This window comes from Pseudorhizobium tarimense (assembly GCF_022968135.1).
Lineage (GTDB): Bacteria > Pseudomonadota > Alphaproteobacteria > Rhizobiales > Rhizobiaceae > Neorhizobium > Neorhizobium tarimense.
On the sequence record NZ_JALJRA010000001.1, the window covers coordinates 399,212 to 422,335 of the forward strand.

Annotated in this window: 18 protein-coding genes, 1 tRNA gene and 1 pseudogene; 10 read left to right on the forward strand and 10 right to left on the reverse strand. The window is 61.3% G+C overall.

The window, feature by feature from the left end; genetic code table 11:
* Positions 1–62: 62 nt before the first annotated feature.
* The 4 genes from MUU54_RS02025 to MUU54_RS02040 all read left to right on the forward strand — a co-directional run bounded on the left by MUU54_RS02025 (position 63) and on the right by MUU54_RS02040 (position 4,761).
* Positions 63–1,568, forward strand: coding sequence for an inorganic phosphate transporter (locus MUU54_RS02025; RefSeq protein WP_247242338.1), 1,506 nt, complete (start codon positions 63–65; stop codon positions 1,566–1,568).
* A 19-nt stretch (positions 1,569–1,587) separates the two neighbouring features.
* Positions 1,588–2,325 carry a 16S rRNA (uracil(1498)-N(3))-methyltransferase gene (locus tag MUU54_RS02030; RefSeq protein ID WP_247242339.1) on the forward strand — a complete coding sequence of 246 codons (738 nt, stop codon included), beginning with the start codon at positions 1,588–1,590 and terminating at the stop codon, positions 2,323–2,325.
* A gap of 114 nt (positions 2,326–2,439) precedes the next feature.
* A complete protein-coding gene (locus MUU54_RS02035; protein WP_247242340.1) occupies positions 2,440–3,813 on the forward strand; it encodes a glutamate--cysteine ligase in 1,374 nt (457 codons plus the stop codon).
* A gap of 81 nt (positions 3,814–3,894) precedes the next feature.
* Complete coding sequence (locus MUU54_RS02040) at positions 3,895–4,761, forward strand: DUF937 domain-containing protein (protein ID WP_247242342.1); 867 nt, start codon at positions 3,895–3,897, stop codon at positions 4,759–4,761.
* Between the two features lie 74 nt (positions 4,762–4,835).
* On the opposite strand, the gene MUU54_RS02045 is transcribed toward MUU54_RS02040, so the two are convergent.
* The gene (locus tag MUU54_RS02045) at positions 4,836–5,132 is read right to left on the reverse strand and encodes a YjiS-like domain-containing protein (RefSeq protein ID WP_247242344.1); all 297 of its coding nucleotides are present in this window, start codon (positions 5,130–5,132) and stop codon (positions 4,836–4,838) included.
* A 195-nt stretch (positions 5,133–5,327) separates the two neighbouring features.
* Between MUU54_RS02045 and MUU54_RS02050 the strand changes: the two genes are divergently transcribed.
* Positions 5,328–6,278: a LysR substrate-binding domain-containing protein gene (locus MUU54_RS02050; RefSeq protein ID WP_239998946.1), complete on the forward strand. Its 951-nt coding sequence runs from the start codon at positions 5,328–5,330 to the stop codon at positions 6,276–6,278.
* 202 nt (positions 6,279–6,480) lie between these two features.
* On the opposite strand, the gene katA is transcribed toward MUU54_RS02050, so the two are convergent.
* The gene (gene katA / locus MUU54_RS02055) at positions 6,481–7,974 is read right to left on the reverse strand and encodes a catalase KatA (RefSeq protein ID WP_247242346.1); all 1,494 of its coding nucleotides are present in this window, start codon (positions 7,972–7,974) and stop codon (positions 6,481–6,483) included.
* Positions 7,975–8,088: 114 nt separating this feature from the next.
* Between katA and MUU54_RS02060 the strand changes: the two genes are divergently transcribed.
* On the forward strand, positions 8,089–8,988 hold the full coding sequence (locus tag MUU54_RS02060) for a hydrogen peroxide-inducible genes activator (RefSeq protein WP_247242348.1): 900 nt from the start codon (positions 8,089–8,091) through the stop codon (positions 8,986–8,988).
* A gap of 26 nt (positions 8,989–9,014) precedes the next feature.
* Here MUU54_RS02060 and MUU54_RS02065 read toward each other — a convergent pair whose 3' ends face one another.
* The 5 genes and pseudogenes from MUU54_RS02065 to MUU54_RS02085 form a co-directional block, all read right to left on the reverse strand.
* Positions 9,015–9,890, reverse strand: coding sequence for a dienelactone hydrolase family protein (locus MUU54_RS02065; protein WP_247242350.1), 876 nt, complete (start codon positions 9,888–9,890; stop codon positions 9,015–9,017).
* A 106-nt stretch (positions 9,891–9,996) separates the two neighbouring features.
* A pseudogene (locus tag MUU54_RS02070) lies at positions 9,997–11,022 on the reverse strand (zinc-dependent alcohol dehydrogenase).
* 99 nt (positions 11,023–11,121) lie between these two features.
* Entirely contained in the window at positions 11,122–11,541 is a 420-nt protein-coding gene (locus MUU54_RS02075) for an MAPEG family protein (RefSeq protein WP_247242351.1), read from the reverse strand.
* 117 nt (positions 11,542–11,658) lie between these two features.
* A complete protein-coding gene (guaB, locus tag MUU54_RS02080; RefSeq protein ID WP_247242354.1) occupies positions 11,659–13,161 on the reverse strand; it encodes an IMP dehydrogenase in 1,503 nt (500 codons plus the stop codon).
* A gap of 181 nt (positions 13,162–13,342) precedes the next feature.
* Positions 13,343–14,338, reverse strand: coding sequence for an MBL fold metallo-hydrolase (locus tag MUU54_RS02085; RefSeq protein WP_247242356.1), 996 nt, complete (start codon positions 14,336–14,338; stop codon positions 13,343–13,345).
* 174 nt (positions 14,339–14,512) lie between these two features.
* On the opposite strand from MUU54_RS02085, the gene MUU54_RS02090 reads away from it, so the two are divergent.
* Positions 14,513–15,916, forward strand: a complete 1,404-nt coding sequence (locus tag MUU54_RS02090) for an MFS transporter (protein ID WP_247242357.1) — start codon at positions 14,513–14,515, stop codon at positions 15,914–15,916.
* Here the strand turns inward: MUU54_RS02090 and MUU54_RS02095 are convergent, their stop codons facing one another.
* A complete protein-coding gene (locus MUU54_RS02095; protein WP_247242358.1) occupies positions 15,917–16,639 on the reverse strand; it encodes an RlmE family RNA methyltransferase in 723 nt (240 codons plus the stop codon).
* Complete coding sequence (locus tag MUU54_RS02100; RefSeq protein WP_376742035.1) at positions 16,636–18,153, reverse strand: Ppx/GppA phosphatase family protein; 1,518 nt, start codon at positions 18,151–18,153, stop codon at positions 16,636–16,638. The genes MUU54_RS02095 and MUU54_RS02100 overlap by 4 nt, the downstream gene beginning before the upstream one ends.
* Before the next feature lie 230 nt (positions 18,154–18,383).
* Between MUU54_RS02100 and MUU54_RS02105 the strand changes: the two genes are divergently transcribed.
* From MUU54_RS02105 to MUU54_RS02115, 3 genes are all read left to right on the forward strand, one after another.
* A tRNA-Gln gene (locus MUU54_RS02105) sits at positions 18,384–18,457 on the forward strand.
* A 133-nt stretch (positions 18,458–18,590) separates the two neighbouring features.
* Positions 18,591–19,016 carry a DUF6538 domain-containing protein gene (locus tag MUU54_RS02110; RefSeq protein WP_247242359.1) on the forward strand — a complete coding sequence of 142 codons (426 nt, stop codon included), beginning with the start codon at positions 18,591–18,593 and terminating at the stop codon, positions 19,014–19,016.
* A 432-nt stretch (positions 19,017–19,448) separates the two neighbouring features.
* Positions 19,449–21,545 (forward strand): AI-2E family transporter, encoded by a 2,097-nt coding sequence (locus MUU54_RS02115; RefSeq protein WP_247242360.1) that lies wholly within the window; start codon positions 19,449–19,451, stop codon positions 21,543–21,545.
* A gap of 374 nt (positions 21,546–21,919) precedes the next feature.
* Here the strand turns inward: MUU54_RS02115 and MUU54_RS02120 are convergent, their stop codons facing one another.
* On the reverse strand, positions 21,920–23,083 hold the full coding sequence (locus tag MUU54_RS02120; RefSeq protein WP_247242361.1) for an extracellular catalytic domain type 1 short-chain-length polyhydroxyalkanoate depolymerase: 1,164 nt from the start codon (positions 23,081–23,083) through the stop codon (positions 21,920–21,922).
* Between the last annotated feature and the right edge of the window lie 41 nt (positions 23,084–23,124).

Here is a 23,124-nt window from a genome sequence, read left to right on the forward strand (position 1 = left end):
GCCCCTCCTCGACTGACAGCCACGGGCGCGGATCTACCGCACCCGGGACAAAAGGATCCCTGATGGCACAGCAGCCACCGCACCTTGTTAAGCAGACGCTTGATAAGGACCTCGACAAGATCACCTCCGTTGAAGCCGCTACCCAAAATGTTTCCCGCGGACTGGCGGGGCCTGGCATCGCGCTGATCTTCCTGGTTGCTGCGACGATGTTCGCAGCCGTCTACGTGATCGGCAAGCCTGGGGCTGTCGTCGTCGTCGCGGCGGCTGCCGTCGGCGCCTACATGGCGATGAACATCGGCGCGAACGACGTCACCAACAATGTCGGCCCTGCCGTCGGCTCCCGCGCGATGTCCATGGGGCTTGCGCTCGCCATTGCCGCAGTCTTCGAAACGGCGGGCGCGATGATCGCCGGCGGCGATGTCGTCGAGACGGTGTCAAAGGGGATCGTCAACCCTGCCCTGTTTGGCAGCACCGACATGTTCATCTGGGCGATGATGGCGGCCCTGCTCTCTTCTGCCCTTTGGGTGAACCTCGCCACCTGGATCGGGGCTCCCGTATCTACCACGCATGCCGTTGTCGGCGGCGTCCTGGGTGCGGGGATCGCGGCGGCGGGCGCCTCGGCGGTGGACTGGCCGCAGATGGCTGGCATTGCAGCCAGCTGGGTGATTTCACCCGTGATGGGCGGCGTCGTCGCCGCACTCTTCCTTGCCTTCATCAAGGAATTCATCATCTACCGCCACGACAAGATCGCATCGGCGCGCAAATGGGTGCCTGTGCTGATCGGCGTGATGACGGGCGCATTCGCCGCCTATCTGGCCCTGAAGGGGCTGCGCCAGCTCTTTCATCTTCCGCTCAGCACCGCATCTATGATTGGCCTTTCTTCTGGCCTCGCAGCGTGGGGACTCAGCATTCCCCTGATCCGGCGCCAGTCCGAGGGGCTGGAAAACCGCAATCAGTCGCTGCGGAAACTGTTCCAGATGCCGCTAGTTTTTGCGGCGGCACTACTGTCCTTCGCCCACGGCGCCAATGATGTTGCCAATGCCATCGGTCCGCTGGCGGCGATCGTTTCCGTGGCTCAGGGCAATGGCGTCACCAATGCCGTGTCTATCCCGCTGTGGGTCATGGTCATCGGCGCCTTCGGCATTTCCGTCGGCCTTCTGCTGTTCGGGCCACGCCTGATCAAGCTGGTAGGCGAACAGATCACCAAGCTCAATCCTATGCGTGCCTTCTGCGTCTCGCTCTCGGCGGCGCTGACCGTGATCGTTGCGTCCTGGCTCGGCCTTCCGGTCAGCTCCACGCATATCGCTGTCGGAGCAGTCTTCGGCGTTGGCTTCTTCCGCGAGTGGTACACGCGCAACTCCAAACGGCGCGCCGAATACATGAAGATGAAGGCGGACCGCTGGGAAATCGAGGAACGGCCGGAACGCAACGCAGAAGAACTGCGCCGCCGCTACCTCGTGCGGCGCTCGCACTTCATGACCATCGTCGCAGCGTGGGTAATCACTGTTCCGGCAGCCGGCGGGCTTGCGGCTGTTCTTTATTGGGTTATGTCTCTGCTCTTCATCTGAACGGCTTAGGGCTTCCAGAATGCGTACCAACTTCCGGATGCAGCGGCTTTTTGTTGATGCGCATTTGTCGCCCGGCGACTCGGTGGAGGCCACTCCGGAGCAGTTCAACTACCTCGTCAACGTCTTGCGACTCAACGAGGGGGCGCAAATCCTCGTCTTCAACGGACGCGAAGGCGAATGGCTGGCCGAGCTTTCCTTTCCCTCCCGCAAGAAGCTGCTGATCCGGCCGCGAGAGCAGACGCGGTCGCAGCCGCCAGCACCCGACCTTCAGTACCTCTTCGCACCGCTCAAGGTCGGCCGTCTCGACTACATAGTGCAGAAGGCCGTGGAGATGGGGGCAGGGCTTCTCCAGCCGGTGATGACGCAGCACGTGCAGGGCAAGATCACCAACCTCGACCGCCTGCAGGCGAATGCCGTGGAGGCCGCCGAGCAGTGCGGGATTCTCTCGATCCCCGCGGTGGCGCCGCCGGTGAAGCTGCGGGACCTGCTGGACGGCTGGTCGAGCAATCGGCGTATCATCTTCTGCGACGAGGGCGAGGAGAGCCACAATCCCCTCCCCCTGGTGGCCGGCATCCGCGAGACTCAGCTGGCGCTGCTGGTCGGGCCGGAGGGTGGGTTCTCGCAGGAAGAGCGCACGCTGCTGCGCAGCCTAGACTTCGTCACGCCGATCCCGCTCGGGCCGCGCATCCTCCGGGCGGACACGGCTGCGGTTGCAGCGCTTGCCGTAATCCAGGCCAGCATTGGCGATTGGCGGTAGATCCTCGCCCGTGATTTTCTGAAAGCATCTTGAAAGAAATTCACTTGCGCCGCACTTCAATCCGGTTAAAGCAGCCGAACGCGACAGTTCTGTCGGTCCTACAAGGTACATCCCATGGCCCGTGACACCACCGACCAGACACCGCTGACTTCGGTGTCCGAGCTTTCCGCCTACCTTGCCAGCGGCGCGCGGCCCAAGGAACAGTTCCGGCTCGGGACAGAACACGAGAAGTTCGCCTTCTTCTGCGCCGACCACAGCCCGGTTCCCTATGCAGGCGAGGCCAGCATTTCCGCCCTGCTGAAGGGTATGCAGGAGAAGCTCGGCTGGGACCCGATCATGGACGGGGACAATATCATTGGTCTCGCCGAACGCGCCGGCATGGGCGCCATCTCGATCGAACCGGGCGGCCAGTTCGAGCTTTCGGGCGCGCCGCTGGAGACAATCCATCAGACCTGTTCGGAATCCAATCGTCACCTAGATGTGCTGCGGGACGTGGCCGAACCGATGGGTATCCGGTTCCTGGGCATCGGCGGCAGCCCCAAGTGGAGCCTCTCCGAGACGCCGCAGATGCCTAAATCACGCTACGAGATCATGACGCGCTACATGCCGAAGGTCGGCGCCAAGGGTCTCGACATGATGTACCGCACCTGCACCATCCAGGTGAATCTCGACTTCTCCTCGGAAGAGGACATGGCCCGCAAGATGCGGCTTTCGATGAAGCTGCAGCCGGTCGCCACGGCACTCTTCGCCTCCTCCCCGTTCACCGAAGGCAAGCCGAACGGCCTTCTCTCCTGGCGCGGCGACATCTGGCGCGATACGGACAACCAGCGCTCCGGCCTGCTTCCCTTCGTCTTCAACAATGACTTCGGCTTTGAAGACTACGTGGAATGGGCGCTCGACGTGCCGATGTATTTCGTCGTCCGCGACGGCAAGTATCACGACTGCACCCATGTCACTTTCAGGCAGTTCATGAACGGGGCACTGAAGGGCGAGGTCGCCGACTGGCAGCCGACGATGGGGGACTGGACCAACCATCTCTCGACGCTCTTTCCCGACGTGCGGCTGAAGCGCTTCCTGGAAATGCGCGGCGCCGATGGCGGGCCGTGGCGGCGCATCTGCGCCCTGCCGGCATTCTGGGTGGGCCTGCTCTATGATGATGCGGCCTTGGCCGCAGCCGAGGAGCTGACTGCCGGCTGGAACTTCGAGGACGTGCTGCAGTTGCGGGATGCTGTGCCGGCGAAGGCGCTGAAGGCGGAGGTTACAGGCCGACCACTTCGTGAGGTTGCGAAGGCGGTTGTGGAGATCTCGCGCTCCGGGCTTGCGGCGCGCAAGCGGCTGAACAGCGAGGGCCAGGACGAGACGGTGTTCCTGACGACGCTGGACGAGGTGCTGGCGAAGAAGGCAACCATGGCCGACGATCTGCTGATGCTTTACAACGGCCGCTGGCAGCAGTCGGTCGAGCCGATCTTCGACGAATTCAAGTACTGAATCGCCGCGCCCGAAAAACCGGTTTCCGTCACTAACTTTCCGGATATATTGGCATATCACGCCAATCGGAAAGGACGCCTTATGCTGCCACTGTTCGACATGATGCTGAAGGCACAGAACGGGGCTGCAATGGACGCAATGGCCAAGCAGTTCAACCTGGCGCAGGAACAGGCCGCGCAGGCGATAGCGGCGCTGACGCCGGCCTTCTCCTCAGGCTTCAAGCGTACAGCCACTAACCCTTACGACTTCTCGTCGCTGATGAGCACGATGATGTCTGGTGCCTATGCCAAATATTTCGAAGACCTCGGCAAGGCCTTTACACCACAAGGCATGGCAGACGGGAATGCCGTGCTGGACAAGCTGTTCGGATCTCCGGAGGTCTCGCGCGCGGTCGCCGCACAGGCGGCGCAGCTGACCGGGCTCGGGCAGGAAGTACTGCGCAACATGATGCCGGTCATGGCCGACATGGTGATGGGCGGGATGTTCAAGCAGGCGACTGGGCAGATGCAGCAGGGGGCGGACATCTTTGCCTCCACGCCCATGGGGCAGATGACGAAGCAATGGCTGGAGAGTCTCGGGATGCAGCCAAAGCCGACGGCTCCGAGCAGTCCGGCAGATATCTTCGACAACCCCTTCATGCAGAGCGTGCGGGCTGCCTGGGGCCTGGATCGACCGGCGAGCCCGACGACGCATGCTCATCCCAGTCCATTCGCCGATAATCCGTTCATGCAGGCATTCCAGGGCATGATGTCCGGTTCAATGGCAAGCTCAGGTCAGGCAGGGGGCAAGGCTGCGGCTAATCCCTACATCGAAGCGCTAACGGGAATGTTTGACAGCGGCCTTGAGGTCCAGAAGGCCTACCAGAAGAACATGGAATCGATCTTCGAGACCTATATGGGCGGCAAGCCTGGCAGCCAGCAGACAGCCGAAGGCGACGACAAAGCATAAAAAAAGCCCGGCCTGGAGGTCCGGGCCGGGCAAGCGGCAGGGCTATTGGCTATCACCCTGCGGGGAAAAATCACTCAGTTGCGCGATAGGCGCTGAAACCTCGTCAGAGCACGCCGCCGCGCCGATTCTGCCAGAAGGGCAGAGGGATCGTCGAAGAGGCCGGAGCCATGGGTCGCCTTCATCACGTCGTGCCGGGTCAGGCCGATGTCGTCGAGTTGGCGGTCGTCGAGGTCATGCAGCCGGTTCGCCACCCATCGGTTGCGGAGCACACGCCAGACATAGCCCATCAAAGCCAACGTAACGGAGGCGTAGCCGCGCTGGGCTGGACGCTCCTGAACGAGGTCGAGTTCAACTATCTGGGCCGTGCGCATGATCGTATCCTTTCCATCGGCACGAGAAGGACCTCCCGTTCCGCGGAAGTCCTGCGGAAAGGTGGTCAGGGGCTGCGGGCGCCGTTAAGCGCCCGATGTCATGATTACAGCCTCGTATATGCATCAGACGGTATTGATCAGTCCAACGAATGTTTCTAATGATTGTCATCAGCTACTCTGATGGATGATTGTGCCATGTCAGCTCCTCTCGATATCGACCAGCTTCACACCTTTCTCGCCATCGTCGACACCGGCAGCTTCACGAAGGCCGCCGATCGCGTCTTCAAGACGCAGTCTGCCGTCTCCATGCAGATGCGTCGGCTGGAGGAGCGGATCGGCAAGCAGCTCTTTGCCAAGGACGGGCGCGGCAACCGCCTGACGGCCGAGGGCGAGAAGCTGCTCAACTACGCACGGCGCATCATCCGGCTGAACAACGAGGCGATCGCCGCCTTCGACGACAACCGGCTGGAGGGCACGCTGAGAATCGGCACGCCGGACGATTATGCCGATCGCTACATGCCGGAGATCATCGGGCGCTTTGCCAAGACGCATCCGAATGTCGAGCTCTATATTGTTTGCGAAAACTCGGCGAGCCTGGCGGAGCGGATGGCACGGGGGGAACTGGACATCGCTCTCGTAACCCACAATCCGCGGGCCCGCATCTCTGACGTGGTGCGGACGGAGCCTCTCTGCTGGGTGGCCTCCGCAAACCACCCGCTGCGCGACGACGCGCCGGTGCCGCTTGCCGTGGGACGCCGCGACTGCCTCTGGCGCCAGCTTGCCTGCTCGGCGCTCGATGCGGATGGGCGCGAATATCAGGTGCTGTTCACCAGCTGGTCGTCGACGGTCGTTGCCGCCGCCGTGCTCGCGGGCATGGCGGTCTCTGTACTACCGGAATCGGCACTGCGGCCGGGGATGAAGGTGTTGACGTCTAGCGATGGTTTTCCGCCGCTTCCGCCGGTGCAGATCGGCCTGATGAAGCGGCCGGGTCTTTCGCCTTCGCTGATGAACGCCATCACCGACCACATCGCCGCCTGCCTCGACAATATTTCTCCGGCTGTGGTGCCGGACGATCTGGACGCCGAGCCTAAGGGGATCGCGCGTGCGCTGAAGGTGCGCGCAGGACAGATGGCGACAAGCTGGTAGGCAACAAAACCGGGGCCAGAGCCCCGGTCCAGCTTGATGACAAACCCCCGCCCCACCTTCTCAAGGACCAAGATTCACGGAACGTCTCTGAATCGAAAAGAGAACGGATCGGAGTCGAAGTAGCGCCAGCAAAGGCAAAGAGGACATTGTCAGCAGTCTGAACCGGGGCCAGAGCCCCGGTCCTTCTCAGCACATACCGATGTTATTCGGCGGCGGTGGGCTGCGCTGAAATCGTATCGGCCTTGTAGCCGTGGAGACGTTCAAGCGCTGCGCGGACACCGGCTTCGTAGTCTGGATGCACGAGCTTGAAATGCGCCAGCTGCCGCTCGATGATCTCGCCCGGAACGCCACCCATTGCTGCCGCGATATTGGAAAATAGGCGACCCTTCTGCCCCTCGTCGAAGAGGTTGAAGAGAGCCCGCGGCTGGGAATAGTCGTCGTTGCCTTCGCGGTGGTTGTAGCGGGCCATGTCGCCGGAGATCTTCAGCGGCGGCTCCTTGGCGGAGGCATCTTCGAACGGGCCGTTGACGGAGTTCGGCTCGTAATAGGCGTTCGGGTTGCCGGTGCGCAGGCCGCCGTAGGTGTTCATCTGGCCATCGCGGTGATAGTGATGGACAGGGCACTTCGGCTGGTTGACCGGGATGTTCTCGTAGTGCGTGCCGAGCCGGTAACGGTGGGCATCGGCGTAGGAGAACACGCGCGCCTGCAGCATCTTGTCGGGCGAATGGCTGATTCCCGGTACGACGTTCGACGGAGAGAAGGCTGCCTGCTCGATTTCTGCGAAGTAGTTGTCCGCATTGCGGTTCAGCTCCATCACGCCGACGTCGATCGGCGGGAATTCCGCATGCGGCCAGACCTTGGTGAGGTCGAACGGGTTGTAGGAGGTCCGTTCCGCCTGCTCCTCGGTCATCACCTGGACCTGGACCTTCCAGCGCGGGAACTCGCCACGCTCGATGCCGCCGAAGAGGGCTTCCTGATAACCTTCGCGGGTCTTGCCGATCAGGGCTTCGCCTTCTTCGTTCGTGAAGTGCTTATGGCCCTGCAGCGTCTTGAAGTGGAACTTCACCCAGTAGCGCTCGCCGGCGTCGTTCCAGAAGGAATAGGTGTGCGAGCCGTAGCCGTTCATGTGCATCGGGTCGACCGGCAGACCGCGGTCGGACATCAGGATGGTCACCTGATGCAGGCTTTCCGGCGACAGCGACCAGAAGTCCCACATCGCGGTTGCCGAACGCAGGTTGGTGCGGGGATGACGCTTCTGGGTATGGATGAAATCAGGAAACTTCAGCGGGTCACGGATAAAGAAGACCGGCGTGTTGTTGCCGACGAGATCCCAGTTGCCGTCCGGCGTATAGAACTTTAGCGCAAATCCGCGAACGTCGCGCTCGTGGTCGGCGGCGCCCATTTCACCGGCAACCGTAGAGAAGCGCGCGAGCATCGGCGTCTCCGCGCCCGGCTGCAGACATTTCGCCTTCGTGTACTTGGAAATGTCGCCGGTGATCTTAAGCGTACCGTAGGCGCCCCAGCCCTTGGCGTGCACGACGCGCTCCGGGATGCGTTCACGGTTCTGGTGAGCCAGCTTCTCGATCAGCTGGTAGTCCTGCAGCATGACGCCGCCACGCGGGCCGGCGGTCATGGTGTTCTGGTTGTCCGGTATCGGCGCACCGGCCGTCGTCGTCATCGTGGGACGATCAGACATTGCGTGTCTCCCCTGTTTGAAGATTTCGAACCATTCTAGGCTACCCATTGACCATCGCACTGCGGTTCCATAGTTTCCAATATTATTTTCTTCGAAGATCGATCGGAAATTCCTATGGGACTGACGCTCCGGCAGATGCGCTATTTTGCGGCGCTCGCCAAGGAACGGCATTTCGGGCGAGCAGCCGACGCCGCGCATATTAGCCAGCCTGCACTGTCTGCTCAAATCCTGGATCTGGAGCAGACTTTGGGCGTGCGCTTGGTGGAGCGAAACCGCAATGGCATCCTTCTGACGCGGGACGGAGAGGAGGTCCTGCAAAAGGTGTCTTTGATATTGGAGCAGGTCGAACGGCTGGAAGGCCTCCGGCGTAGCAGCAGCAGCATGCTGGACGGCCTGGTGCGCATCGGCATCATCCCGACCGTCGCCCCCTATCTCGTGCCAAAGCTCGTCCCGTGTCTACGCAATCTTTCTGCCTCGCTGGAACTGGAGCTGAAAGAGGCGGTGACGGATCGGTTGATCGTGGATCTGCAGGAAGGTAGGCTCGATGCCGTAATTGCAGCGCTTCCGGTTCAAGGCGACGGCCTGGAGACCGTCTCCCTTTTCACCGACCGCTTCTTCATGGCCATCGCCAACAATGCCGAAGCGATCCTCATGTCGCCGCTGACGGAGACCCAGGTCGATATCGACCGCCTGCTGCTTCTGGAGGAAGGCCACTGCCTGCGTGAACAGGCGCTTTCGGTCTGCGGCACGGCAGGCAAGCGCAGCTTGGTGAATTTCGGCGCCACGTCCATGACAACGCTCTTGCAGATGGTGTCGCACGACATGGGAATGACGCTGATCCCCGAGATGGCGATCCCGACCGAAACGGCACGCAACGATATCCGCATCGTCCCCTTCGCAGACCCGGCACCGTCGCGGGAGATCGGCTTGATCTGGCGAAGATCGAGCGGGCGGCGCGACGAGATGAAGGCGCTGGCAGACGCCATCTCAGACCGCGCCACAACGAACCGCTGAGGCGGGCGGGCGCTCCGCCCCGTGGATCAGGACAGGTGGGTCTTGAAGAACTCCACCGTCCGCTGCCAGGCGAGATCCGCTGCCTCCTTATTGTAGCGTGCGGCGGACGTGTCGTTGTTGAAGGCGTGGTTGACGCCGTCATAGACGTGGATCTCGAAGACCTTGCCGTTTTCCTCCAATGCCGCCCGATATGCATCGATGCCAGCGTTGATTCGGTCGTCGAGGCCCGCATAATGAAGCATCAGCGGTGCTTCGATGGCAGCCACGTCTTCGACCGGCGGCTGGGAGCCGTAGTAGACGACGCCTGCACCCAGCTCTGGAGACTTCGTGGCCAACCGGTTGACGAGGCCACCGCCCCAGCAGAAGCCCACCGCGCCGACCTCGCCGTTCGTTCTGTCGAGTTCTGAGAGATAGACACGGGTCGCCTCGGCATTGGCCGTGGTCTGTTCAGCGTCAAGCGAGGAGAACATCTGCCGCGCCTGATCTTCGTCTGCGGGCGTTCCTCCCTGCGGCGAAAGGAAGTCGGGCGCCAAAGCCACAAAGCCTTCCAGCGCCATACGGCGCGCCACGTCGCGGATATGGGCATTGAGCCCCCGATTCTCGTGGATGACGATGACCGCAGGTAGATCCTCGGCAGCATCTTTCGGCCGCACGAGATAGCCTTTCATCTCACCTTCTGCCCCCGGATAGGTCACATCCTCGGTCACGAGGCGATCATCGTCCTCCGGCACGATCTGTGCGCGCGCACCGCTTGCGGCAAGCATGGGGGCAATAGCAGCTGCGGCCGCTCCAGAACCGGCCAGAGCGGTGAGCTTGTCCATGAACGCGCGGCGGTCGAGGGTGAGGTGGGTATATTCGTCGTAGGCGTTGATCATCGCCTGGGTGATATTTGGTTTTTCCATGACGTGCTCCTCCGCTGGTGCAACGCCCCGTACCGAACGGCAAAGGGCCGGACGACCCAAGCTAGATCATCCGGCTCCAACACAGGTGACACTTTAGCGTGAAAGCTCAGGCCGCCAGATCGAGCACGACGCGGCCATCGATCCGGCCCTCCTCCATGCAATGGAAAATGTCGTTGATATTCTCGGTCTTGTCCCACGAGAAATGCGAGGCGACCTTGCCCTCGCCGGCAAATTGCAGCGAATCCTCGAGATCCTGCCTCGTGCCGACAATCGAGCCGCGCACGGTGATGCGCTTCAGGACGGGCCGAAGACCGGCAGCGAGATGTAGCCCGGCGGCAGGCCGACCAGCGACATGGTGCCCTTGGATCGCAGGAAGCCGCAAGCCTGCTCCATGGCCTCGGGCGAGACGCCCATCACCAGCGCACCGTGCACGCCACCGATTGCCTTCTGCACCTGCTCGACGGCATCCGGGGCCTTGCCGTCCACCAACATGTCCGCATCGAGCTTCTTAGCAAGCTCCAGCTTATCGTCGAAGATGTCGGCCGCGACGACATGCATGCCCATGGCCTTGGCATATTGCACACCATACGGCCGAGGCCGCCGATGCCCGAGATCACCACCCATTCGCCGGCCTTTACCTCGGTTTCCTTCAGTCCTTTGTAGACGGTGACACCAGCACAGAGCACAGGAGCGACCGGACCGAACTCCAGCTTGTCCGGCAGGCGCCCGACTAAATCGGGATCGGCGAAACCATACTGCGCGAAGGTGCCATTGACGAAATAGCCGGTATTCTGCTGGCTGCCGCACAGCGTTTCCCAGCGGGTGCGGCAAGGTGTGCAGCAGCCGCAGGCGGTGTGCAGCCAGGCGACGCCGACGCGTTCACCTTCCTTGATGCGCGACACGCCGCCCCTAGCTTTGCGACAAAGCCAACGTCTTCGTGGCCCGGAATGAAGGGCGGGCTTGGCTTCACGGCCAGTCGCCGTTTGGCTGCGTGAAGGTCGGCATGGCAGACGCCAGTCACTTCGTATTTCACCAGAATCTGCCCATGGCCCGGCTCCGGGATCGGCATCTCCTCGATCACCAGCGGCTTGCGGAACTCACGTACCACGGCGGCTTTCATCAATGCAGACATCTGCGGTCCCTTCTCAAACGGAAGCCGCTCAGGGCGGCGTTGCGTGAGAGGACCTAGCGCAGACCAGCGGTGGCGATGTTGATCCACCGCAAAACGCCGTCAGCTGAATGCGAGCCAGACGCCCAGCCAGATCCACAGGGCGATTAGGATGAAGTATCCGGTGATCCAGACCGGGCGCCGATAGCGGAGCCGATTGCTGGTGATGTGGACATAGGAGTGGACGTAGCGCGACAGCACGAAGGCCCACGCAAGCACCGCCGTCACCACATTGTCCGCCGTCGTGATGTAAAGCGCCAGGCAGACGGCATGAAAAAGGATTGGGAGTTCGAACTGGTTCTTCAGGTTGTTGTGGATGATCAGGCTCTCGATCGGCTCCTCAAGGTTTGCCTTGAACTGTTCTGCTCTGGCCGTGCCGGCACGGACGGCCCCGATGCGGCGACTGGAGAGAAGGTAGTAGAGGGCGAAGACGAGGAACGCGTGCGCGATCATTGGCCAGATCATCATCGTGCTGAAGGTCATTTCCGCTCCTGGGTTCGAACTGCGACTGGTATGGCATCGCGCCGTTGGAAAGGCATGAAAAAGCCACGGCAGGCTGCTGCCATGGCTCTGATGTTCCGTCAGACGCTCTAGTCGGGATCAGGCGCCGCCGGGATAATTCGGGCTTTCACGAGTGATGGTGATCCCGTGCGGGTGGCTTTCTCGCAGGCCAGCGCCGGAAATCTTCACGAAAGTTGCCTTTTCCTGGTACTCGGCGATATTCGCCCCGCCGACATAGCCCATCGCAGCCTTCAAGCCACCCGCGAGCTGGTGGAGTACGGCCGAGACCGGTCCCTTATAGGGTACTTGGCCTTCAATCCCTTCCGGTACCAGTTTCAGCGTGTCACGCACTTCCGCCTGGAAGTAGCGATCGGCCGAGCCGCGGGCCATGGCGCCGACGGAGCCCATGCCGCGGTATGCCTTGAAGGATCGGCCCTGGTAGAGATAGACCTCACCCGGGCTTTCGTCCGTACCGGCGAGAAGCGACCCGACCATCACGGCCGAGGCACCGGCGGCGATAGCCTTGGCGAGGTCGCCGGAGAACTTGATGCCGCCGTCGGCGATGATCGGGATGTTCTGGTCTTGCGCAGCCTGGACGGCTGCCATGATGGCTGCAAGCTGCGGAACACCGACACCTGCCACAATACGGGTGGTGCAGATCGAACCAGGGCCGATACCGACCTTCACTGCATCAGCGCCTGCATCAATGAGCGCCTTTGTTCCATCGGAGGTAGCGACGTTGCCGGCCATGACGCGCACGGAATTGGAAAGCTTCTTGACCCGCGTAACAGCGTCCAGCACGCGCTGGGAATGACCGTGCGCCGTATCGACCACCAACAGGTCGACCCCGGCATCAATCAGCCGCTCGGCGCGCTCAAAGCCGTCATCCCCCACGCTGATTGCCGCGGCCGCCCGCAGGCGCCCCTGCGCATCCTTTGAGGCGTTCGGGTTGAGCTGGGACTTTTCGATATCCTTGACCGTGATGAGCCCGACACAATGGCCCTGCCCGTCGACAACCAGCAGCTTCTCGATCCGGTGCTTGTGCAGGAGCCTCTTCGCTTCGGACTGGTCGACATTGTCGTTGACCGTGATGAGGTTCTCGCGGGTCATCAGCTCATAAATTTTCTGCGCCGGATCGGAGGCGAAGCGGACGTCGCGATTGGTGAGGATGCCGACGAGGCGGCCCGTCTTTTGCCCCCCATTGCCGCCGTTCTCGACGACAGGAATCCCGGAGATCCCGTGGATCTTCATCAGCGAGAGCGCCTCAGCGAGCGACGCATCTGGCCCGATGGTGACGGGATTGACGACCATGCCGCTCTCGAACTTCTTGACCTGACGGACCTCTTCGGCCTGCTCGCTCGGCGTAAGATTGCGATGGATGACGCCGATGCCGCCGGCCTGCGCCATGGCAATCGCAAGTCGGCCTTCGGTGACCGTGTCCATGGCGGAAGACAGGATCGGCAGGTTGAGATCGATGTCCTGGGCGATTCTCGTGGCGATATTGGTCTGGCCCGGCATGATTTCGGAATGGCCGGGCTGCAGCAGCACGTCGTCGAAGGTGAGCGCATCAGCGCCGGTTGCCGATTCAATAATGCGTGCCATGGCCAATTTCCTTCAGGTCAGAAATGCGAGGGACGCACCGGAACGAGGAATCGTCCGTCCGGGCGTTCTCAAAAAATGTTGCTCGGAAGTTGGCGAGGGCTGGTAACACGTTCATGACAGGAAGGGAATAGCAAAAACCCGGAGGCGGGATGCCTCCGGGTTTGCAGGTGGAGCGTAAGCTTCAGATCTCGAACTGGTATGTCTTCGGCACGAAGCGGTATCCCGTATCCAGCTTCTCCACATAGCCCACCGACGGGAACGGCATGTGGTAGCCTAGGAAGGCGACTTTGTCTGCCGCGATCATGTCGAAGACCTTCTTGCGCGTCTCGGCGGCCATGGCCTTGTCCATGTCGAAGCGCACCTCCCATTCGGGACGCTGCAGCGACAGAACATAGTGATTGGCCGTGTCAGCAGTCATTACCAGCCTACGCCCCTCCGATTCGACGTTGAAAATCAGGTGACCTGGGGTGTGACCGAAAGCCTCCATGCTGGTGATACCGGGCACGACGTCATCTCCCCCGCCGATGAAGGTCATCTTGTCCGCAAACGGCTTCACCTTCTCCAGAACGGCCTTGTGCCCGTTCTCGGCAGGCGTTCCCACGCGTGCTGGATCGGTCCAAAAGTCGTACTCCACCTGACCCGCCACATAACGGGCGTTCGGGAAGGCCGGGCTGCCGTCCTCCTCCACCAGCCCGCCGATGTGGTCGCCATGCATGTGGGTGAGCACCACGATCGAGACATCTTCCGGCGTATAGCCGCCGGCGGCCAGTCCTTCGATCAAGCGGCCCATTCCCTGAGCGCGACCGCCGGGACCCATGCCGGTGTCGAACAGAACGACGTCACTGCCCGTATTGACGATGGCTGGGGCAAAGCTGTTGACGAACTCGTCCGCCGGAAGGAAGTTTTCGCGCAGAAGCTCGCCCACGGTCTCCGCCGACTGATCGGTGCCGAAGGTGTCGCTTGGCGCATCCGAGGTTCGCGACCCGTCCTTGACCACGAGAACATTGAAGCTGCCAACTTTGAGGCGATCCGTCTGCGGCGGCATGGCCCGGTTGATTTCCAATCGCTTTGTCTCCTGCGCCTGGGCTTTACCGGTCAGAATGGCGGGTGCCGCCACTATGCCGGCACCGGCAGTTCCCAAAAGCGTGCGGCGGCCGATGGTCATCGTCATCGTCATCTCCCCTTGCTGTCAACTGGCCCTGATGCCAGCACGAGGAACATAAGCAACGTATGGCCTGCGAAAACCGGCGTCACGCAGACGTGAAGCGAATCTGAACGGCACAGGTTTCGATGATTGGCATGTTGTGAGATCGGGACTAAGGAAGCAGTCTCCTCCCGCCGCAGGCGCCTCATGAACCGAATCGTCCCGCTGATCCTTGCTGTTGCCCTTTTCATGGAGCAGATGGATTCCACTGTCATCTCGACGGCACTGCCGGCGATCGCCGCAGATCTCGGCGTCGGCCCCATCACGCTGAAGCTCGCGCTAACCTCCTACATGGTTGCACTCGCCGTGTTCATTCCGATCAGCGGCTGGATGGCTGACCGGTTCGGCGCCAAGAAGATCTTTCGGATAGCAATCTTGGTCTTCATCATCGGTTCGATCTTCTGCGCCGTATCCGGCTCGCTTCTGCAGTTCGTCCTATCGCGCTTTCTCCAGGGCATGGGCGGCGCGATGATGACCCCAGTCGGGCGACTCGTTCTGCTGCGCACGACGAAGCGAAGCGAACTTGTTTCGGCGATGGCTCTGCTCACCATACCCGCGCTTGCGGGTCCGCTGACTGGCCCACCGGTCGGCGGCTTCATCACGACCTATTTCTCCTGGCACTGGATATTCATCATCAACGTGCCGATCGGCCTCCTTGGCATTGTGCTGTCCGGGATCTATCTGCCGAACCTCGACCACCTGCGGCCGCCGCCGATCGACTGGACCGGCTTTTTTCTCGTTGCCGTGGCCGCAGCCGGCACCGTGTTCGGCCTTTCCGTGGTCAGCCTGCCAGCACTGCCGCCTTTCGTCGGGATCGCGACTACCGCCGTCGGGATCCTCTGCGGCGCGCTGTATTTCCGTCACGCCCGACGCCACCCCTCGCCGATTCTGAGCTTCTCCGTCTTCGAGAACGAAGCCTTCCGCGCCGCCACCTCGAGCGGGACGATCTTCCGCATCGCGACCGGCGCCATTCCCTTCCTCATGCCACTGATGCTGCAGCTTGCTTTCGGCCTCAACCCATTTCGGTCGGGCATGATCACCTTTGCGGGTGCGCTCGGGGCGTTGACGGTCAAGTTCATTGCGCGGCGCGTTTTCGCCGCCACCGGCTTCAAGGCTACGCTGATCACCGCGAGCATTCTCGCTGCCTGCACCACGGCCGCGAACGGCTTCTTTACGCCTGACACCTCACACGCCCTGATCATCGCCTTTCTGGTGATGTCCGGCCTTTGCCGATCGTTCTTCTTCACCGGCAGCAATGCGCTGAGCTACTCGGAGATTGATGATGCGCAGGCAAGCCACGCCACCTCGATCGCCTCCGTGCTGCAGCAGGTGAGCCTGGCGCTCGGCGTTGCCTTTGCCGCCTTCATTCTCGAAGCCTCTTCGGTCCTACACGGCACACATCTGCAGCTTGCAGACTTCCACCTCGCCTTCTTCATCGTCGCAGGCGTATCGCTGCTTGCCGTCGTGCCGCTGCTAGGCCTCAGTCGGGACGCCGGCGCAGCCGCTTCCGGCCACCCGCCTAAAACCGTCGAAGCGGAAGCGGCCGAATAGTCAGCCTTCCTCTTCGGCATCCGCTACGGTAGTACGGCCCTTAAAACCTTTGGCGAGCAGAAACATCTCGACCGATTCCGAGCGCGATGCCCCCGGCTTGATGTGGATGACCTGCCGGAAATATTGCTTCAGCATGTTGAGGAGGTCTCGTTCCGTGCCGCCCTGGAAGGTCTTGGCCAGGAAATGGCCGCCCTCCCGCAGCACCTCGACGGCAAAATAGGCGGCGACCTCGCACAGATGCATCGTGCGCAGGTGGTCGGTCTTCTGATGACCGGTCGTCGGTGCCGCCATGTCGGAGACGACGAGATCAGGTGCGCCGCCGATTGCCTCCACCAGCAGGCGCGGCGCTTCCGGATCGAGGAAGTCGAGCTGCAGGATCCTCACCCCGGGAAGCGGCGCCATCTCCAGAAAGTCGATCGCCGCAACGCGGATATCGTCGTCCGTCGAGCCGGTGACCTTGGCGGCAATCTGCGACCAGCTGCCGGGAGCTGCCCCAAGATCGATGATGCGACGCGCACCCTTCAGGATCTGGTGCTTTTCGTCGATCTCCAGAAGCTTGAAGGCGGCGCGCGCGCGGTAACCTTCCAGTTTCGCCCGCTGGACATAAGGATCATTGATGTGACGCTCGATCCAGCGGCGGGAGGACGCCTTCAGCTTGCCCTTCTTCACCTTCTGGCCGAGTTTGCGGCCCGTGCGGTTGCTGCCGACCGGCGGTTTAGTCATCGGCGTGCTCCTTCATCGTGCCGTTCGGCAGCCATGCGCCGGGGTCGGCCGCGGCGCCAAGCACCGTCATCGGCCATCATGTCGGTCAGGATGCCTTCGCGTAGGCCGCGGTCTGCCACACGCATGCGCGCGCTTGGCCAGCGCCTGCGGATTGCTTCCAGAATGGCGCAGCCGGCAAGCACCAGATCGGCCCGGTCCGGTCCGATGCAGGGATTGGCGGCGCGATCGGCAAAGCCCCAGGATAGGAGCTTCGCCTGCATCGCCGTCACCTCGGCATCAGACAGCCACAGGCCGTCGACCTTGCGGCGGTCATAGCGCGGCAGATCGAGGTGGACACCGGCAAGCGTCGTTACCGTTCCTGATGTCCCGATCAGGTGGAAATCCTCCAGCCGCGCATGCGGTTCGCCGAGCGGCGGGCAATCGAACCGTGCCAGCATGCCTTCCACTTCCGTCACCATCGCCTCGAAGACATTGGGCGTCACATCACGTCCGCCGTGGCGTTCGGAGAGCGTCACAACGCCGACGGGAAGCGAGGTCCAGTGGGTGATATGGTTGGCAAGCCGGCTGGACCGGTTGTTGCCGATGCGGATCACGGCGATCTCGGAGGAACCGCCACCGATGTCGAAGAGCACGACCGAGCGCGCTTCCCGGCCGACAAGCGACGAACAGCCGGAAACAGCAAGCCGCGCTTCCGTTTCCCGATCAATGATCTCCAGCGTCAGTCCGGTTTCGCGCGTGACCCGTTCCAGAAACAGCGCACCATTGTCGGCAGAGCGGCAGGCCTCAGTAGCGATCAGCCGCATCTTGCGGATCGGCCGGCCGGCAAGCTTGGAGGCGCAAACCTTCAACGCCTCGACGGCGCGATCCATCGCCTCGTCGGACAGGCGCCGGTTAGCTGCAAGTCCCTCCCCCAGCCGCACGATGCGCGAGAAGGCATCCACGACCCGGAACTGGCCGGGGCGCGTCGGCTGCGCAATCAGCAGGCGGCAGTTGTTGGTTCCAAGATCAAGGGCCGCATAGAAGTCGTCGCGGTAGATCTGCGGCGGCGCGGTGTTTTCGCCTTGGGCCAGCTTCGCCGTCTGGCCATTGGGCAGACGGATGGCAAGAGTCGGATCGAATGCCGGCTCATTACGCGCCTGCACGAGCGGACGCCCCTGCAACCCGCGCCCGCCGCGGTTCTTCTTGCGCCGCTTACGCTTGCCCGTTTCAGGTCGCTCGGCCACAAGCGCAACGACGGCATCACGTCCGTTCAGCGCATTGCCACCTTCCGCTCGACCGTTCGATGCAGAGCGGGCACGGCGGCGCTTGCGCTTTCGCGCCGGGTTTGCGGGTTCATTCGTCTCGGGCCGTTCGACCGGAGCGGCATCCTGTGCCGATCCACCATGTGCGGATGGCGCCGCGTTGAGGTTCTTGCCCCGACGCTTCGCCTTGCGGCGACGGGACGATCTCCCTTCGCCGCGCCCTGCGGTCGACGCCCCGCCTTCGGGCGGCTTACCGCCGCTGTCGGGGTCCATCAGTTCATGTCCATCTCGCCGCGCAAGGCCTGTTCGGCATGCAGCTGGCGTTTATCGTTTCGTTGGCGGCAAGATAACAGCGGCAGGCAAAATCGCCAACGGGTTTTTCGTCCGCTATTCGTGCACCCTTGGGACGTGCTCGGGAGCGGAACTTTTTTTGCCGAAGGGTATTTGCATAATCGGACGCATTGGTTATAAGCCGCCCACCGAGCGACGCACCGCGTCACTTTTGGGGAATAGGTTAACGGTAGACCCACGGACTCTGACTCCGTTAGTCCTGGTTCGAATCCAGGTTCCCCAGCCAATTCTCCCAAAAAGCCTTTGTTTCCTTGATTTTCCAGTCGTGCCGGATCCCGTTTTGGGGTCATTGCCGAGGTGATCCCAGAACTGTAGTCCACAGGTGATGCCCACGCGAAGTCTGCGCGGCGGCCTCTCCGGTGGCAGGCAAGGGCAAGACACCCATGGCAGTGCGCCACGACGTCGAGAATCTTATTCGCCGCGGCAACATCTTCTACTGGCGGGCACGCGTGCCCATCTCGTTTGCGCGGTGCCGACCAGGCAGCCGGCTCTCGCTCAGCCTTCACTGTTCCGACCATAAGAAAGCGCAGGTGATCGGCCGCAAGCTCAACATGCTGATGGCCGAACTGAAGATGAGATCGAAGGAACCAATGTCCAAGCAGCAGCTCCAGAAACTGTGCGAACACGAGCGCGACGTCATGCTTCTGCATCTCGAGGACGCCGCGATCGCTGCCAGACGATATGGACGACCCGCCGACATCGAGGAGCTGGAACTCGACCTGGAGAATGCGTGGGCTTACAAGCTGCTCGCATGTTCGGCATCCGTCAACATCGATCCAAATTGACGACTATCCCCCGCAGGGAAAAGTGGCGTCTTCTCAATAAGTTGGGCGATCTTGCCCGCAGTTCCTTGGGCCATCCGTCGTGTTCGAAGGCGCTAGGAAAATTGGATGGGGACCCGCGGGCAATGACCGCAACGGGGCCTTTAGCGGATCGTCCGTGCGTGAAGACTATCGATGCGGGAAGCAGGGATCCGAGGCGTCGTGGATGCCCCGGCCCGAAGCTCCATCCACTCCGTGTTCTTCACGTTGAGTTCAGGTGGGTTGCGAACTGACCCTGAATATACCGTAAGCTCAATTAGGGAGTTCCACCTCTTGGCCGACATATGGACGGTCGCGTCCGCGTCCTTGATTCTCTTGGCAATTGGACGCCTTGGAATGCGGCTGAGGTCTGTGCTTTGTGATCATCTGCCTCGCAGATCGGCGGATGAGCTCCCCATGCGGTCGCGCACCAACACCCAGCCGCTGCTGAAGTCCAGTATCATTGCCGAGGTGGATGAGCGCCCCATATCCCAAAATAGAGACGGCCAGCCATTGACCTGTTCGAGCTACGCCGAAAGCGCGGAGGCGGAAGTGCTAAATGACCTCGGCGGCCCCCGCCGCGTTTATTCGATCTCGACATCTTCTCCGTCATCAAGCCTGCCTGCCTTTGTAAGCGTGCTTGCAGTGATCGCTATTCTCTATTTCGCCAAGGAAGTGCTTCTTCCTCTGGCAATCGCTGTACTGCTGACGTTCGCATTGGCTCCGATTTCTTCACGTCTGCGCAAGTGGGGTCTCCCGCGCAGTCTCGCGGTCATAATCACCGTCCTGCTCGCTTTCCTTTTTCTCGTCATTTTTGGGCTTGTCGTGGCTGGACATGTCGCCGAGGTGGCTCAAAACCTCCCGGCATATCAGGGCAACATCATAGCAAAGATCCGGGCACTTCAAGATAGCGGAACGGACAACGGTTTCATTCGACGCCTGACGTCCACCATCGAGAGCGTTGGCAGCGAACTCAACAACGAAGGACAGCCGCATGCTTCCCCAGGCGTTGGCCCGACACCACGAGAACCCCTTCTCGTTGAGATATTTGCGCCTAGTCGTCCAATCCAAACACTTACGAGCCTGATAGGGCCCTTGCTCGGCCCCATAGCCTCATTAGGCTTGGTCATAGTCGTGGTCATTTTCATGCTCTTGGAGCGAGAAGCGCTTCGTGACCGCTTTATCCGCCTTGTCGGCTACGGAGATCTGCATCGAACAACAGAGGCCATCCAGGAGGCCGGCAGCCGGGTTGCCCGGTATCTGCTCATGCAATTGGTGGTCAATTGCACTTACGGCGTACCATTGGCGCTGGGTCTTTGGGCGGTGGGGGTTCCGAACGCAGCGCTCTGGGGAATGCTCGCGATCGTCCTCCGTTTTGTCCCCTACATTGGACCCGTCATAGCGATGGTTCTGCCGCTGTTCTTGGCGTTCGCGGTCGACCCAGGCTGGAGCCTCGTTCTGTGGGTTGCGGCCATATTTCTCATTTTGGAATTGACCAGCAACAATATCGTGGAACCCTGGCTTTATGGATCTCGCACCGGGCTGTCCCCCTTGGCGATCGTCGTCGCTGCGATTTTTTGGGCGTGGCTTTGGGGACCAGTCGGCCTGGTCCTGTCGACACCACTGACCGTCTGTCTTGTAGTCCTGGGCCGATACGTCCCGCAGTTCGAGTTCTTGGAGGTTATATTTGGAAGCGAGCCAGTGCTTGATCCTAAGGAGCGCCTCTATCAAAGACTGCTGGCAGGAGACCCCGATGAGGCGACTGACTACGCAGAGGAGCTCCTTGAGGAGGACTATCTCGAGGACTACTACGCCCAAGTTGCTATCCCGGCCCTTTTGCTTGCTGAGAAGGACCGGCGTCGTGGTGTGTTGACTGCGGAGCAAATGGATCAGGTCTATGAAACTGCCTCCGCTCTGGTCTTGAACCTTGCGGAGATCGCGCAGGAAGAAGAACAGGAGGAACAAGGCCAGAAGGATGAAGCCAAGGTAGATCAACGCCCTGTCACGCCGATCAAGGTGAGCGATGATGCAGAAGAACTACCGGACGGGAGTGGCAAAACAGTCTTCTGCATCGGCGGCAGGGGCCCGCTCGATGACGCGTCGGCAGCCATGTTGGCCCAAGTCCTTCAGGTCCAAGGAGCCGAGGTGGGGGTAGCGAGGCACTCTGATGTCGCCAATCGTCGTGGCACCAACCTAGTTCCAGAACGAACAAGCGCCATTGTTGTCTGCTTCCTGAATGATGACTCGGGCAGGCAGGCCCGCACAGTTGTTCGCCGGCTCAAGCGTCTGTACCCGGCGACGCGGGTGGGCGCGGTGCTATGGACGGACGGCGAGGACGAAAAGCTATCGCTTGATCTCAAAGAGGCTGACTTCGTAGCCTCCAATCTGACCTCGGCCGCTCGCGAAGCGCTCTCCGGGAGCCAGCCGCCGCTGGTTGCCCCGCCGCGCAAGATTCGCGTCAGGCGCCCCCTAAACAAGACAAGCACCACCGCCGTACAGTCTAAGTCGACCTGAATCGACCCCAGACGCACCGTTGTTGCCCACAAATCGGCGAGGAAAGGAACTTTATCTTTGACGTCAGCTCTGTCGCAAGCAGTGCCACATCCGCCACCGTTGGCTTGCCTGTGCGGTGTTTCCGAAACTCCCGAATGGCGTCTGCGCGTCGGCACGCTTCATCCCAAATCGCTTCGTCAGGGAATGACGTCACTCACAGCAAGAAACCGTCAATTGCCATAGTCGTCTGATTCTCACATTAGGTGATTAGATCCGAGCACAGTTCTCAAGTTAGATGCTCGTGCTCAGATCAAGCGCCGAGCTGTCCTTTTGAAATGGCTGCAGCCCGAGTGTGGGATTAGCGGGCCAGTTCCAGCGTCGGGATCGGTCGGCGACTACCGCAATAGCCCCGCCGCTCGCAGTGCTTCGTTGATGACCTTGCTGACACCTTGCTCAGATAGTCCAGCGGCACTTTTGACCGAGCCCGGCTTCGCATGTGCCATCGCCTTGGCGACAATACCTTCTATGCCTGGCAATCTGGCTTCAGGTTCGAAACCTGGGACACATTCTGCCTCAGCTTCCGCCACGTCCCTCTCATCGGCGAGCCCCCACGTCAACGCTATGCGCGCAGTTGAAGAAATGCCAGCCTCCAGCATGAAGGATCCGGGTTTCCCGACCGGCACTCTGGCTCCAAAGGACAAGGGGATCCCATGCCCCATACTCTGGATGGTGTATAGATCAATCGCCTCTTTGCCGCTTCCATCGAGCCACGTCTGACGCCGATGGCCGTTGATGGCTTCAATGAGGTCCGGAGCGTCCGACGTTTCGTGCACGGTACCCCATTGCTTTGCGATCTGATCAGCATTGACTACCCTGACCGTTTGATCATGCGTCCCGTGCCAGATGGAGATCCTCGGCCAGGCCCCCCTGTGGGATGATCCGGACAAGAGGGCTGAACGCAGTTGAGCTTCATTCGGAGGACTTTGCCCTCGCATACGCTCGAAAGCTTGAGTTACGTTCGAAGTCACACCGTAAGGCAACCCGCCGATGATGGCGCCACCGGCAAACAGGTCGGGATAGGCAGCCAGCATGACGTTTGCCATTGCGCCTCCGGCTGAAAGCCCGGTGATGAACACCCGCTCAGAGTTGATCCCGTTTGCCTCGACCACGTGAGCGACCATCTCGCACACTGAAAGAGCCTCACCAGCATCGCGTTCGATATCTGCCGGCTCGAACCAATTGAAGCAAAGATTGCTATTGTTGGCTCGCTGTTGCTCCGGGAACAAGACCGCAAAGCCGTTCCGCTCAGCAAGCTCGGACCAACCCGAGCCCTGATCGTAGCTCCCCGCGTCCTGGGTGCATCCATGCATCGCAACAACCAGGGGCGTCTTGGGAGCCAGAAAATCTGGCAGGTAGAGCCAGCATCTCAAAGCGCCGGGGTTCATGCCAAAGTTCTTCAGCTCGATCAGTCGCCTGGAAGTGGTGTCCGGTTTCACATTCATTCCCTTCGCATTTTGTGCCTGAATGCAATAGATGGGGATGAATGCTGCACTGCACAAACGCAGTTCGAAAAGTTGGCATCATGGCGCTGCTGACTTCG

Coding starts and splice junctions, on each gene's coding strand:
- MUU54_RS02065 (WP_247242350.1), bottom strand. CDS start 9,890: ATGGAAAAACCAAATATCACCCAGGCGATGATCAACGCCTACGACGAA.
- MUU54_RS02115 (WP_247242360.1), top strand. CDS start 19,449: ATGCGGTCGCGCACCAACACCCAGCCGCTGCTGAAGTCCAGTATCATT.
- MUU54_RS02095 (WP_247242358.1), bottom strand. CDS start 16,639: ATGACTAAACCGCCGGTCGGCAGCAACCGCACGGGCCGCAAACTCGGC.
- katA (WP_247242346.1), bottom strand. CDS start 7,974: ATGTCTGATCGTCCCACGATGACGACGACGGCCGGTGCGCCGATACCG.
- MUU54_RS02035 (WP_247242340.1), top strand. CDS start 2,440: ATGGCCCGTGACACCACCGACCAGACACCGCTGACTTCGGTGTCCGAG.
- MUU54_RS02075 (WP_247242351.1), bottom strand. CDS start 11,541: ATGACCTTCAGCACGATGATGATCTGGCCAATGATCGCGCACGCGTTC.
- MUU54_RS02025 (WP_247242338.1), top strand. CDS start 63: ATGGCACAGCAGCCACCGCACCTTGTTAAGCAGACGCTTGATAAGGAC.
- MUU54_RS02090 (WP_247242357.1), top strand. CDS start 14,513: ATGAACCGAATCGTCCCGCTGATCCTTGCTGTTGCCCTTTTCATGGAG.
- MUU54_RS02100 (WP_376742035.1), bottom strand. CDS start 18,153: ATGGACCCCGACAGCGGCGGTAAGCCGCCCGAAGGCGGGGCGTCGACC.
- MUU54_RS02045 (WP_247242344.1), bottom strand. CDS start 5,132: ATGCGCACGGCCCAGATAGTTGAACTCGACCTCGTTCAGGAGCGTCCA.
- MUU54_RS02085 (WP_247242356.1), bottom strand. CDS start 14,338: ATGACGATGACGATGACCATCGGCCGCCGCACGCTTTTGGGAACTGCC.
- MUU54_RS02050 (WP_239998946.1), top strand. CDS start 5,328: ATGTCAGCTCCTCTCGATATCGACCAGCTTCACACCTTTCTCGCCATC.
- MUU54_RS02030 (WP_247242339.1), top strand. CDS start 1,588: ATGCGTACCAACTTCCGGATGCAGCGGCTTTTTGTTGATGCGCATTTG.
- MUU54_RS02060 (WP_247242348.1), top strand. CDS start 8,089: ATGGGACTGACGCTCCGGCAGATGCGCTATTTTGCGGCGCTCGCCAAG.
- MUU54_RS02040 (WP_247242342.1), top strand. CDS start 3,895: ATGCTGCCACTGTTCGACATGATGCTGAAGGCACAGAACGGGGCTGCA.
- guaB (WP_247242354.1), bottom strand. CDS start 13,161: ATGGCACGCATTATTGAATCGGCAACCGGCGCTGATGCGCTCACCTTC.